The organism is Sabulicella glaciei, assembly GCF_026183895.1.
GTDB classification, from domain to species: Bacteria; Pseudomonadota; Alphaproteobacteria; order Acetobacterales; family Acetobacteraceae; genus Roseococcus; species Roseococcus glaciei.
In genome coordinates this window covers 50,306-63,264 of sequence record NZ_JAPFQI010000012.1, presented here as the reverse complement: position 1 = coordinate 63,264, position 12,959 = coordinate 50,306, and the positions used below count along the sequence as shown (strand labels likewise).

General features: G+C 71.4%; 12 protein-coding genes. 11 read left to right on the top strand and 1 reads right to left on the bottom strand.

All coding sequences use genetic code 11. The features are described from left to right. Window positions 1-37: 37 nt before the first annotated feature. The 10 genes from ftsZ (at window position 38) to OF850_RS14910 (ending at window position 10,691) form a co-directional block, all read left to right on the top strand. Entirely contained in the window at window positions 38-1,492 is a 1,455-nt protein-coding gene (ftsZ, locus tag OF850_RS14955; RefSeq protein WP_301591074.1) for a cell division protein FtsZ, read from the top strand. A gap of 248 nt (window positions 1,493-1,740) precedes the next feature. Next, window positions 1,741-2,670 (top strand): UDP-3-O-acyl-N-acetylglucosamine deacetylase, encoded by a 930-nt coding sequence (lpxC, locus tag OF850_RS14950; protein ID WP_301591073.1) that lies wholly within the window; start codon window positions 1,741-1,743, stop codon window positions 2,668-2,670. 76 nt (window positions 2,671-2,746) lie between these two features. After that, entirely contained in the window at window positions 2,747-3,610 is an 864-nt protein-coding gene (locus OF850_RS14945; protein WP_301591072.1) for an outer membrane protein assembly factor BamD, read from the top strand. A 30-nt stretch (window positions 3,611-3,640) separates the two neighbouring features. Beyond that, window positions 3,641-5,329 carry a DNA repair protein RecN gene (recN, locus tag OF850_RS14940; protein WP_301591071.1) on the top strand — a complete coding sequence of 563 codons (1,689 nt, stop codon included), beginning with the start codon at window positions 3,641-3,643 and terminating at the stop codon, window positions 5,327-5,329. Next, on the top strand, window positions 5,326-5,799 hold the full coding sequence (locus OF850_RS14935; protein WP_301591070.1) for a GNAT family N-acetyltransferase: 474 nt from the start codon (window positions 5,326-5,328) through the stop codon (window positions 5,797-5,799). The genes recN and OF850_RS14935 overlap by 4 nt, the downstream gene beginning before the upstream one ends. Beyond that, complete coding sequence (gene ligA, locus OF850_RS14930) at window positions 5,796-7,883, top strand: NAD-dependent DNA ligase LigA (protein ID WP_301591069.1); 2,088 nt, start codon at window positions 5,796-5,798, stop codon at window positions 7,881-7,883. The genes OF850_RS14935 and ligA overlap by 4 nt, the downstream gene beginning before the upstream one ends. Further along, window positions 7,880-8,632 (top strand): CatB-related O-acetyltransferase, encoded by a 753-nt coding sequence (locus OF850_RS23715; RefSeq protein ID WP_368044695.1) that lies wholly within the window; start codon window positions 7,880-7,882, stop codon window positions 8,630-8,632. The genes ligA and OF850_RS23715 overlap by 4 nt, the downstream gene beginning before the upstream one ends. A gap of 35 nt (window positions 8,633-8,667) precedes the next feature. Beyond that, window positions 8,668-9,147, top strand: a complete 480-nt coding sequence (locus OF850_RS14920) for a CreA family protein (protein WP_301591068.1) — start codon at window positions 8,668-8,670, stop codon at window positions 9,145-9,147. Window positions 9,148-9,175: 28 nt separating this feature from the next. After that, the gene (locus OF850_RS14915) at window positions 9,176-9,613 is read left to right on the top strand and encodes an organic hydroperoxide resistance protein (protein ID WP_301591067.1); all 438 of its coding nucleotides are present in this window, start codon (window positions 9,176-9,178) and stop codon (window positions 9,611-9,613) included. Continuing rightward, complete coding sequence (locus tag OF850_RS14910; RefSeq protein ID WP_301591066.1) at window positions 9,606-10,691, top strand: hypothetical protein; 1,086 nt, start codon at window positions 9,606-9,608, stop codon at window positions 10,689-10,691. The genes OF850_RS14915 and OF850_RS14910 overlap by 8 nt, the downstream gene beginning before the upstream one ends. Before the next feature lie 7 nt (window positions 10,692-10,698). Here the strand turns inward: OF850_RS14910 and OF850_RS14905 are convergent, their stop codons facing one another. Next, entirely contained in the window at window positions 10,699-12,459 is a 1,761-nt protein-coding gene (locus OF850_RS14905) for an aminopeptidase P family protein (protein WP_301591065.1), read from the bottom strand. A 147-nt stretch (window positions 12,460-12,606) separates the two neighbouring features. Between OF850_RS14905 and OF850_RS14900 the strand changes: the two genes are divergently transcribed. Then, window positions 12,607-12,936: a DUF1127 domain-containing protein gene (locus OF850_RS14900; protein ID WP_301591064.1), complete on the top strand. Its 330-nt coding sequence runs from the start codon at window positions 12,607-12,609 to the stop codon at window positions 12,934-12,936. The last annotated feature ends 23 nt before the right edge of the window (window positions 12,937-12,959 follow it).

The following is a 12,959-nucleotide window of genomic DNA, read 5'->3' as shown; positions in this document are numbered from 1 at the left end:
ACACAGGTCCTATCCTGGGGGTGAGGAGAGACAGGCCATGACGCTGAACCTGACGTTGCCCGTGACGCAGCACACGGATTTCTCGCCCAGGATCGCCGTCATCGGCGTGGGCGGGGGCGGCACCAATGCCGTCAACAACATGATTGCCCTTGGCCTGGACGGGGTCGAGTTCATCGTGGCCAACACCGACGCCCAGGCGCTGCTGAACAGCCGCGCCGAGCGCCGCGTCCAGCTTGGCCCGCACCTGACGCAGGGTCTGGGCGCCGGCGCCAAGCCGGAGATCGGACGCGCCGCCGCCGAGGAGGCGACGGATGAGCTGGCCCGCCACCTCGAGGGCTGCCACATGGTGTTCGTCACCGCCGGCATGGGCGGCGGCACTGGCACCGGCGCGGCGCCGGTCATCGCCCGCATGGCGCGCGAGCGCGGCATCCTCACCGTCGGCGTCGTCACCAAGCCCTTCGACTTCGAGGGGCCGAAGCGCAAGCGCGCCGCCGATTCCGGCCTGGAGGAGCTGCAGCAGTTCGTGGACACGCTGATCGTAGTCCCGAACCAGAACCTCTTCCGCATGGCGAATGAGCGCACGACCTTCGCCGAGGCGTTCAAGATGGCCGACAACGTCCTCTACATGGGCGTGCGCGGCGTGACCGACCTGATGGTCAATCCCGGCATTGTGAACCTGGACTTCGCCGACATCCGCACCGTGATGGCGGAGATGGGCAAGGCCATGATGGGCACGGGCGAGGCCGAGGGCGACGACCGCGCCGTGAAGGCGGCCGAGGCGGCGATCAGCAACCCGCTGCTGGAGGACACCTCCATGCTCGGCGCCAAGGGCGTGCTGATCAACATCACCGGCGGCCTCGACATGACGCTGTTCGAGGTGGACGAGGCGGCGAACCGCATCCGCAAGGAAGTGGACGAGGAAGCCAACATCATCTTCGGCTCCTCCATCGACGACACGATGAACGGCCGCATCCGCGTTTCCGTGGTCGCGACGGGCATCGACGTGGCGAGCGCCGCGGCCAGCGCCGGTCCGCGCCTCGCCGTGGTGAACCCGGCCACCGCCGCTCCGGCCGCGACGCAGCGCCCGGCCGCGCCGGTGCAGCCCGCCGCGCGCCGCCCGGCTGCCCCCGGCATGGCCGGCATGCTGCGCCAGGCCGCCATGCCGGTCGCGCAGCCCGTCGCGCAGCCCCTTCCCTACGTGGAGGAGCAGCCGATGCCGCAGCCGGTTCCGGTGGCCGCGCCGCCAGTTTCCATGGAAGCGCCGGCCGCTGCCCCGGCGCCGGAAGTGTCGCCGGCCCTCGGCGGCGGGCTGCGTGGGCTGTTCCGTTCGGTCACTGGCCTTGCGCCCATGAAGCGCCCGGTCGAGCCGCAGCCCCAGGCGCCGCGGGCCGAGCCGGCGATGGAGCCTCGCGCCGCCACGCCGCGCCCGGTCGCCCAGCCGGACGAGAACGGCCTGGACATCCCGGCCTTCCTGCGCCGCCAAAGCAACTGAAGCACCGCCTTCGTGCATCTGCGCGGCCGCCCCGGAAACGGGGCGGCCGTTTGCATTTCAGGGCATGGAGAAATGTGGTCGAAATGGGGCAGTGAATCGCTTGTAATTGCTTTTCGAATCAATGCCTTGCGACGAAACATCAAGAAACAACGCTTGACTGGCCTTCGCGGGTGCGAAGTGGCATCTGAGCCTCGTAGCGGCACGGCGCGGGGGGCGTCCTGTCACTCAGCAAGGGGATTTCGTACCGCATGGATGGTTTCGCACAGCTTCCGCTCGGCCGTCGCCGGCGCCTCGCCGCCAGCATCTCGTGCCGTGGCGTGGGCCTGCACAGCGGGGCGTCCATCACCCTGACGCTGCGCCCGGGCCAGCCCGGCCAGGGCATCGTGTTCCACCGCACCGACATCGACGTCACCATTCCCGCACGCCACGACCACGTGGTGGACACGCGGCTCTGCACCGCCCTCGGCCTGCCCGACCAGAAGGAAGCCCGCGTGGGCACGGTCGAGCACGTGATGGCCGCCCTCGCCGCCGCTGGCATCGACGATGCGGTGGTCGAGCTGGACGGACCGGAAGTGCCGATCCTCGACGGTTCGGCCGAGCCTTTCCTGTTCCTGATCCAGTGCGCCGGCACCACGGAGCAGCCCGGCACGCTTCGCGCCATCGAGGTGCTGAAGACCGTCCGCGTGCAGGACGCGCAGGGCGGCTGGGCCGAGCTGGAGCCGGGCGAGGAACCCTTCTTCGACGCCGCCCTTTCCATCGAGTTCGCCGGCACGGCGATCGGCACGCAGCGCTTCTCCTTGCGCGTCACGGCCGACAGCTTCCGCGAGGAGCTGGCCAATGCGCGCACCTTCACCCTCGCCGAGGAGGTGAACCACCTCCGCTCGCTCGGCCTCGCCCAGGGCGGCGGACTGCACAACGCGGTGGTGGTGGACGGCCCGCTGGTGCTGAACCCGGGCGGGCTGCGCCGTCCCGACGAGTTCGTGCGCCACAAGCTGCTGGACGTGGTGGGCGATCTTGCCCTCGCCGGACACCCGATCCATGGCCGCTTCACCGGCCACCGCTCGGGCCACGCGCTGAACAACCAGCTGCTCCGCGCCCTTTTCGCCGACCGTTCGGCGTGGCGCTTCGCTGGCGCCGCCATCCCGGCCGCCGAGACGCGGGTTCCCGTCGCCGCCTGAGCGGCGCCGGTCGAGGGGGCGGGTGCGCCCCCTCGCGGCGGGCGCGTTCCGTGGTATGCAGCGCCCCGAAGGAGCCATGCCCGACCTCATGACCATTCCCTCGCGCCCGCTTCTGTTGCTGGCTGTCCTCCTCCCCCTTTCCGGCTGCGGCATCACGCAGTGGGACGGCTCGATGGGAAGCCTGTTCCGCGAACGATCCTCCACCGCCGGCATCGTGGACCGCTCGCCCGAAGGCCTCTACGCCGCAGGGATCGAGGCGCTGCAGGCGCAGCGCTATCCCCAGGCCGTCGAGATCTTCGACACGCTGGAGCGTGAGCATCCCTTCTCCACCTGGGCAACCAACGCCAAGATCATGGGCGCCTATGGCGAGTACATGCGCAACCGCTACACCGAGGCGATCGGCTCGCTGGACCGCTTCATCCAGCTCCACCCCTCGCATCGCGACGTGGCCTACGCCCATTACCTGCGCGCCCTCGCCTATTATGAGCAGATCTCCGACAGCCAGCGCGACCAGCGTGGCACGGAACTGGCCATGACGGCCTTGCAGGAGGTGGTGAACCGCTTCCCCGACACGGCCTATGCCCGCGACGCCCGGCTCAAGATCGACCTCGCCCGCGACCACCTCGCCGGCAAGGAGATGAATATCGGCCGCTTCTACCAGCGGCAGGGCCTGCTGAACGCGGCGATCGGCCGGTTCCGCCGCGTGGTGGAGGACTACCAGACCACCAACCACGTGCCCGAGGCGCTGCACCGCCTGACCGAGATCTACACCGCCCTCGGCCTGAGGGACGAGGCGCAGCGGACCGCCAGCGTGCTGGGCCACAACTTCCCCGGCTCCTCCTGGTACCAGGACAGCTATGCGTTGTTGACGCCGGGCGCCCTGCCCGCGCCGCAGGACCGTCCGGGGATGTTCCGCCGCGCCTGGAACACCATCTTCTGAGGATGAAGCCGCGCCGCAGGGCCTAGCCCCATGCTCGCCTCCCTTTCCATCCGCGACGTGGTGCTGATCGAGCGCCTGGACCTGCAATTCGGTCCGGGCCTTTCCGTGCTGACCGGCGAGACCGGCGCGGGCAAATCCATCCTGCTCGACAGCCTGGGCCTCGCCCTCGGCATGCGGGCGGAGGCTGGGCTGGTGCGCGCGGGCCAGTCCCAGGCCAGCGTCGCCGCCGTGTTCCTGCCCCCCGCCGCCCATCCCGCCCACGCCATCCTCGCCGAGCAGGGCATGGAGGCGGAGGAAGCGCTGGTGCTGCGCCGCGTCGTGCAGGCCGATGGGCGTTCGCGTGCCTTCGTGAACGATCAGCCGGTCGGAGTGGGCCTGCTGCGCCGCATCGCCGCGACACTCGTGGAGGTGCAGGGCCAGCACGATCAGGTCGGCCTCGCCGATCCTTCCACCCATGGCGCGCTGCTGGATGCCTTTGGCGGGCTCGAGGCGCAACGCGGGGTAGTGGCCGCCGCGCACCGCGCCTGGAAATCTGCCGAGGCGGCGCTGCGCGAGGCGGAAGAAGCCGTGGCCGCAGCGCTGCGCGACGAGGAATGGCTGCGCCACGCCGTCGAGGAACTCTCCACCCTCGCGCCCGAGGAGGGCGAGGAGGAGGCGCTGAGCCAGGAGCGCACCGCCTTGCAGCAGGGCGAGCGCCGCAATGAAGCCATCGCCTCCGCCCTGTCCGAGTTGCAGCCGCGCGACCGCCGCAGCACCAACCCCGCCGCCGCGCTCCGCAACGCCGCCCGTGCGCTGGAGCGCCTGCCCGGCGCGCCGGCCCAGAAGGACAACACGGCCGAGGCGGCGCTGGCCGCCCTTGCCGCCGCCATGGATGCGCTGGCGGAGGCCGAGCAGCAGCTGGAGCGCCTCGCCGCCGATGCCATGCCGGATCCGCGCCGGCTGGAGGTGCTGGAGGACCGGCTCTTCTCGCTCCGCGCCGCCGCGCGCAAGCACGCCGTGCCGGTGGTGGAACTGCCCGCGCTGCTGGAAACGCTGCGCGACCGCCTCGCCGCACTAGACGCCGGGACGGAGCGCGTCTCGGCGCTGGAAGCGGCGCGGCGTGAGTCGCGCACCGCCTATGCCAGTGCGGCCGGTGCCCTGACCGCCGCGCGGCAGGATGCGGCGCGCAAGCTGGAAAAGGCGCTGGCGCAGGAATTGCCGCCGCTCAAGCTCGACCGGGCCCGCGTGGTCCTCGAGATCCTCCCGCGCGAGGAGGCAGCCTGGGGGCCGGATGGGCAGGACCGGGTGACCATGCTGGTTTCCACGAATCCCGGCCAGGCGCCAGGTGCGCTGATGAAGATCGCCTCGGGCGGCGAGTTGTCGCGGCTGATGCTGGCGCTCAAGGTCGTGCTGGCGCGCGGCTCGCCGGTGCCCACCCTGGTCTTCGACGAGGTGGATGCGGGAATCGGCGGCGCCACGGCGGCCGCGGTGGGTGAAAGGCTGCAGCGCGTGGCCGAGCAGCTGCAGGTGCTGGTCGTCACCCACTCGCCGCAGGTCGCCGCGCGCGGGGCGCATCACCTGCGCGTCGCCAAGGCGGTGCGCGGCGAGGCGGCGGAAACCCGGGTCACCCCCCTGAAGGCCGAGGACCGGCGCGAGGAGATCGCCCGCATGCTGGCCGGCGAGCGTGTCACGGAAGCCGCACGCGCCGCGGCCGAGGCGCTGCTGGAAGGCGCGGCGTGATCCGCGCCGCCCGCGCCGGCGAGGAAGCGCAGGTCGCCGCCCTGATCAACGCGATCAACAGCCTCGACGGCCCGCCCCCGGCGCGGCCGATGACGGTGGAGATCGTCCTGCGCGACCTCCTATGCGCCGAGCCCAGGGCGCTGCTGCACGTCGCGGAGCATGAGGGCGCCCTTGTCGGCTTCGCCACGGCGGGCTTCGTTTATGACGCGGAGCGCCAAGCCGACGCGCTCATGCTGCTGGACCTTTACGTCGAGCCGGGCGCGCGCCGCCGCGGCCTCGCGCGCGGCCTGATGGCCGCCCTGGCGCGGGACGCGAGGCGCCATGGCGCGGGCTGCCTGTGGTGGGGCGTGGACGAGGGCGACGACGAGGCGCTGCTTTTCTACCGTTCGATCGGCGCGCGGAGCGAGGGCCTCTTCAGCGGCGAGATCGTGGAAGGCGCGGCGCTGGACCGGCTGGCGGACATGGCATGAGCGAGACGACCGAGGCAGCGGCGGCGGAGATCGAGCGCCTGACCGCCGAGATCCGCAGCCACGACAAGCTTTACTACGAGAACGACGCGCCCGAGATCAGCGACGCCGAGTACGACGCGCTGATGCGCCGGCTGAAGCAGCTGGAGGCGGAGCATCCGTCCCTGCTGCGCCCGGACAGCCCGACCCAGAAGGTTTCGGGCGCGCCCAGCGAGGGCTTCGCCAAATCGCGCCACCTGGCGCCCATGCTGTCGCTCGACAACGCCTTCGGCGAGGCGGATTTCGCGGAGTTCGAGGCGCGCATCCGCCGCTTCCTCGCCCTGCCTGCCGACGAGAAGCTGCCCTTCGTGGCGGAGCCGAAGATCGACGGGCTTTCGGTGAACCTGCTCTATGAGGATGGGCGCTTCGTGAAGGGCGCGACGCGCGGCGACGGCACGGTGGGCGAGGACGTGACCGCCAATCTCCGCTCGCTGAAGGACCTGCCCGACACGCTGCCTGCCCCCTTCCCCGCCCGCATCGAGATCCGCGGCGAGGTCTTCATGGACCGCGAGGATTTCCACGCCTTCCGGAAGGCCCAGGCGAAGCTGGCCGAGGAGCGCGAGGCGCGGCGCGAGCGTGGCGAGAAGCTGGGCCCGGCCGTGCCCGTCCCGGTGAACCCGCGCAACGCTGCCGCCGGCTCGCTGCGCCAGCTCGACCCCACGGTGACGGCGACGCGTCTGCTCAAGCTCTTCGCCTATGCGATGGGCGAGGCGAGCGAGGTTCCGGCCGAGACGCACTGGCAATGGCTGGAATGGCTGCGCGCCAAGGGCTTCACGGTGAACCCGCTTTCGGAACGGATCAGCGACGCCCCCGGCTTCCAGGCCCGCATCTCCGCCGAGCGGCCCGGCCTCGCCTACGAGATCGACGGGGTGGTCTACAAGCTGGACCGGCTGGACTGGCAGCGCCGCCTGGGCTTCGTCGGCCGCGCGCCGCGCTGGGCCATCGCGTGGAAGTTCCCGGCCGAGCGCGCGACCACCACGCTGGAGCGCATCGAGATCCAGGTCGGGCGCACCGGGGCGCTGACGCCGCGTGCCGTGATGCGCCCGGTGCCGGTGGGCGGCGTCACCGTCACCCACGCCTCCTTGCACAACGAGGACGAGATCCGCCGGCTGGACGTGCGCCCCGGCGATCGCGTGGTGATCCAGCGCGCGGGCGACGTGATCCCGCAGGTGGTGGAGGCCTTGCCCCCCACGGAGGGCGAGCGCGCCCCGCCCTACGACTTCCCGGGCACCTGCCCCGCCTGCGGCTCCCACGCCGTGCGCCCGCCGGGTGAGGTGGTGCGGCGCTGCACGGGCGGACTGGTCTGCCCGGCGCAAACGGTGGAGCGGCTGAAGCACTTCGTGTCCCGCCGCGCCATGGACATCGAGGGGCTGGGCGAGGAGCGCATCGCCCTGCTGCACGAGAAGGGCTGGCTGTCCTCGCCGGCCGACATCTTCCGCCTCCCGGAGCGCGAGGCCGAGCTCCGCACCCTGGAAGGCTGGGGGCAGCTTTCCATCCGCAACCTGTTCCGCGCGGTCGAGGGGCGGCGGGTCGTTCCCTTCGAGCGCTTCCTGTTCGCCCTCGGCATCCGCCGCATCGGCGAGCAGAACGCGAAGCTGCTGGCCCGGCACTATGGCGACGTGGCGCGCTGGCGCGCAGCCATGGAGGCGGCGCGCATCGTGGGCAGCGAGGCGCGGGAGGAACTGGGGGCCATCGCCGGCATCGGCCCCGCCATTGCGCAGGAGGTGGTGGAGTTCATCGCCGAGCCGCGCAACAACGCCGCGCTGGACGACCTGCTGCGCCAGGTGACGCCGGAGGCGGCGCAGACCGGGGGAGACGGCCCCTTCGCCGGCAAGTCCGTCGTCTTCACCGGCAGCCTGGAAACCCTCTCGCGCGCCGAGGCGGAAGCGAAGGCCGAGGCGGCGGGCGGGCGCATCGCCAAGAGCGTGTCCAGGAAGACGGATTTCGTGGTGGTGGGCGCCGATGCCGGCTCCAAGGCCGCCAAGGCCGCGGAGATGGGCGTCGCGGTGCTGACGGAGGCGCAGTTCCTCGAGATGTGCGCGAAGTGAGCGCGACGCTCGTCGAGGTCACCCCGCCCTTCCGCGCCTTCCTCGGGCGCCAGGGCATCCAGCTTTCGGGCGCCACCCAGCGCCTCCACCCCCATGCGGAGTTCGAGGCGCCCTGCGTCATCCACGCCGCCATCCCGGACTGGCACATGGTGCGGGTGGGGGCGATGACGGGGCTTTATGGCGGCAAGCTGGGCCACTCGCGCGTCGGGCGCTTCTGCTCGGTCGCACCCGAGGTGGACGTGGCCTCCGACCAGCACCCGACGGACTGGCTCTCCACCTCCATGGTGCAGTACGTGCCGGATGTGCATGGCTGGGACGGCTTCCGCGCGGCGCGCGGGATGCCCCGGCAGGCGCCCCTTCGTCCCTTCAACAGCAACAGCCCCGTCTCCATTGGCCACGATGTCTGGATCGGGGCGCGGGTCATCCTGCGTTCCGGCGTTTCGATCGGCGACGGGGCGGTGATCGGCGCGGGTTCCGTCGTCACGCGGGACGTGCCCGCCTTCCACGTCGCGGCCGGGGTGCCGGCGCGCCTCCTCCGTCCCCGCTTCCCGGAAGCGGTGATCGCCAGGATGACGCGGCTGCGCTGGTGGGAGCATGACGTGCTCTCCCTCGCGGGACTGGATTTCCGCGACGTGAACGGCGCGCTGGACCTGATCGAGGCGGCGCTGGAGGCGGGGCGGCTTCCCCCATTCCCGGCGCGGGCGCTGAGCATCACGGCGCTTCACGCCCAGTGGCTGGACGAGAGCTGACCGCAACCCGTTCCGCTGCCGTGCGCTCACGCCGCATGCGCGCTCTTCTCCTGCCCCTCCTCCTCCTTGCCGCCCCCGCTGCGGCGGAGGACACGACCCGAATCGGCCGGGTGAACACGGCCCTCACCAATCTCGGCCTGACGCGGTCGCATCAGGTGGTGGTGGAGCGCTTCGGCGACCCTGCGATCCCCGGCGTGTCCTGCTACGTCTCCCAGGCGCGGACCGGGGGGCTGTCGGGCATGGTCGGGCTGGCGGAGGATCCGGCGCGCTTCGCCCTGTCCTGCCTCGCCACGGGACCCATCACGCTGCCGGAGAACGTCCGGCGCGGCGAGCGGGGGGAGCAGATCTGGGAGGCATCCACCAGCCTGTTCTTCAAGGAAACGCGCGTCCATCGCTTCGTGGACGAGGCGAATGGCGCCTTGGTCTACCTCGCCTGGTCCACCCGGCTGGTGGAGGGGTCGCCGCACAACGCCCTGGCGGTGGTCCCCTACCAAACCACCCCCGCGCCCCGCTAGGCTGGGGGGCTTCTAGAGGAACCCCCCTATGGACAAGATCACCCCGCTCTTCACCGCCAAGGCCACCGCGCAGGGCGGCCGAAACGGCACGACGCGCGCCGAGGACGGCAGCATCGAGGCGACCCTCTCCGTGCCCAAGGCCATGGGTGGTCCCGGCAAGGAAGGCACCTCGACCCCCGAGCACCTCTTCGCAGCCGGCTACGCGGCCTGCTTCGCCGGCGCGATGGATTTCGTCGCCGGCCAGCAGAAGAAGAGCGCCAAGAACGCGAAGGTGACCGCCGCCGTCACCATCGGCCCGCGCGAGGGCGGCGGGTTCGGCCTGTCCGTCGTGCTGCATGTGGAAGACCCTTCCATGCCGACGGCCGAGCTTCAGGCCATCGCCAATGAGGCGCACGAGAAGATCTGTCCCTACAGCCACGCGACCCGCGGCAACGTGGACGTCAGGCTTGAGGTAGCGGGTGGGTGAGGCGTCCGGCGGGGCCATCCCGCCGAACGCGGCGCGCTTAGGCGCCTGGGAAAGGCTGGAGATCAGCCGCGAGGGCCTGACCCTCGCGGGTTGGGCGCGGCGGGAGGATGGAACGCCGCCCGTCGCCTTCGAGCTCGGCTGGGACCGCCATCGGGTGCAGATCCAGATCCCTCCTCAGGGACCGGAAGCGCATGGGCATGCCATCGGCTTCCAGACGCATGTCGGCATTCCCTTCGACCCGCACGAGGACTGGTCCTCCGCCGCGCTCTCCGCTCTTTGGGCCGATGGGGACCGCCTTCTCCTTCCCCCCACGCCGGCGCTGGAGGAGGCGCTGTTCCGCTTCTTCCGCTTCGAGGACTTCAAGTCCTTCCAGCTCCTGTTCCAGAATCCAGCCTTCCGGGTGAACGACCCGCTGCTGCAGGCCCATGGGGCCGCGCGGGCATTGAGGATCGCCGGTGATGACGTGGAGTTCCGCCTCGCCGGCACGATCGTCGCCCTCTATCGCGCCATCGAGGAGGGCAGCTTCCGTCGCGAGGAGGCCGAGCGGCTGATGACCCTCTGGCAGGAGGAGCAGGCCGGGCTGGGAGCGGAGGCCACGGGCACGAGGCTGCGATGGGTGACGTCCACGCATCTCGCCGCCGGCTATGCCGCGCTGGCCTGGGGCGATTCCTCCCGCGCGCGAGCCGAGTTCACGGCGGTCACGGGCTTTGCCGACCGGCTGGAAACCTGGCCGCAATTCCTGTCCAACCTCGGCATCGCCACGATGGTCGCCGGGCTGCTGGCGCATGACGCGGACGAACACGCCGCGGCCGCCCGCCTGCTGGAGGATGCGGAGCGCATGTATCCGCGCGGCGTCGCGCCGCTGCGGATCTGGAACTTCCACATGTTCGAGGAGCTTCGCGCCGCGCTGCATGTCTGGCAGCGCTGCTTCGTCCTGAAGAAGATCCTCGAGCGGGAGGAGGCTGCGCACATCCTCCCACGCGGCTCGAAGGTGGCGCTCAGCGAGGTGTCGCTGACCGTGCGGCGCTTGGTCGAGCGGGGGCTGGTCCGCGACGTGGTGGTCGCCGCGCCGGGCTGAGGGCGGTTCAGCCCAGCTTTGCGCATTCCCCTTCCAGCCAGGCGCGGTCCGCTTCAGCCAGGGCCGGCCCGACCTCGCGCAGCACCCGCGCATGATAAGCATCCACCCAGTCGCGCTCCGCCTCCGTCAGCATCGCCGGGACGACGAGGGCGCGCGCATAGGGGGCGAGGGTCAGCGTCTCGAACTCGAGGAAGCTCTTGCGCTGGCCCGGGCGGCGCGGCGCCTCGCGCGCCAGGAGCAGGTTCTCGATGCGGATGCCATAGGCGCCAGGGAGGTAGAAGCCCGGCTCGTCCGACAGGATCATGCCCGGCCGCACCGGGATCGGCTTGGCGGCGCGCGAGATGCTGACCGGTCCCTCATGCACCGACAGGAAGGCGCCGATGCCGTGCCCGGTGCCATGGTCGAAATCCAGGCCGAGATCCCAAAGCGGCCGCCGTGCGATGGCGTCGATATGCGGCCCGGCCACGCCCTCGGGGAATCGCAGCGTCGCCAAGGCGATGTGGCCGCGCAGCACGGCGGTGTAGCGGGCGCGCAGCTCCTCCGGCGCCGGGCCGGGGCCGGTCCAGAGGGTGCGGGTGACGTCGGTGGTCCCTTCCGGATACTGGCCGCCGCTGTCGATCAGGTAGCATTCGTCGGCGCGGATCGGCCGGTCGGTTTCCGGCGTGGCGCGGTAATGGACGATGGCGCCGTTCTCGCCCGCGCCGCTGATGGCCGGGAAGCTTTCCCCGGCGAAGCCAGGTACCTCCTTCCGGAAGGCGAGGAGCTGGGCGGCGGCCGCCACCTCCGTCGATCCGCCCTTCGGCGCCTCGCGCGCCATCCAGGCCAGGAACCGCGACAGGGCCACCGCATCCTTGCGCTGCGCCGCCCGCGCCCCCTCCTGCTCCACCTCGTTCTTGCAGGCGCGCGGCAGGCGGCACGGATCATCCCCCAGCACGAGTTCCGCCCCCGCCTCGCGCAGCAGCTGGAGCAGCCGCGCCGGGGTGGCGTCGGCATCCACACGGATGCGCTTGCCCGCGAAGCGGCGCAGCGCCTCGGGCAGGGCGGCGCGGTCGGCCATCGACACGCCATTGCCCAGATGCGTCCGCAGCGCCGCGTCCACGCGCTGCGGGGCATGGAGGAACAGCTCGGCATTGCCGTCGGCGTCCAGGAGGGCGAAGGCCAGCGCCATCGGCGTGTGGGCAAGGTCGCCGCCGCGCAGGTTCAGCAGCCAGGCGACCGAATGGGAGTCGGCCAGCAGCGCCGCATCGGCGCCGAGGTCGCGCGCGAGGCGCGTCCGCTTGGCTTCCGCCCCCTCGCCGGCAAACTCCACCCCATGCGCGCGCAGCGGCGCCGAGGGAAGTTCGGGCCGGTCGGTCCAGACCGCATCCAGCGGGTTCGCCGCCAGGGGGACCAGGGTGACGCCCGCCTCGGTGAAGGGCTTCAGCCCTCCTTCCGAGTGCAACCAGGGGTCATAGCCGATGCGCGCACCGGGCGCGTGGGTCTTCAGCCATTCGGCCGGGGGCTCCTCCGTGAGGTGGCGATGCTCCCAGGAGGCCGGATCGGTCTGGGACGCGGCCTGGGTGGTGTAGCGCCCGTCGGTGAAGAGCACCGCGCGGTCCCGCAGCACGAGCGCCATCCCGGCACTGCCGGTGAAGCCGGAAATCCAGGCGAGGCGCTCGCCGGAGGGCGGGACGTATTCGCCCAGATGCTCGTCGCCGCGCGGGACGAGGAACCCGTCCACCTCCGCCGCTTCCAACCGCACCCTTAACGCGTCGAGCCGATGCTTCATCTGCGCTTCACACATGTGTCCACAGGATGACATGCGCTCCAAGCATGGGAGTCGCATGGGCTTCGCACAACCGCAAGGCCGGGTTCCGCTCTACATCTTGCCTGCACCGGCGGCGAGGCCGCTGGGCCAGAAACGAAAGCGAAGACAATGAATTCCCGCATCACTTCAGCCGAAGCCGCGCTGCTGATGCCCGCCATCTCCCAGAGCCCGAGCGCCCGCCGCGTCGAGGTCCTGCTCGCCGAGGCGCGCCGTGCTCGCGACGAGGAACTGATGCGCCGCGTCGCCGGCTTCTTCCGCGGTTTCGGCCGCATCCTTGCCGCGATCCGCCATCGGCACGAGACGGTGCGGCAGCTCCGTGCCCTGTCCGACCGGGAGTTGGCCGATATCGGCCTGAACCGTAGCAATATCGGCGCTGCCGCTGCGCAGGCCGTTCCCATGCCTGCAAATGACGGTGCCTCGGGTCGTCGAGCGGCTTGAGCTGACACCCGCGCCGGGCGCAT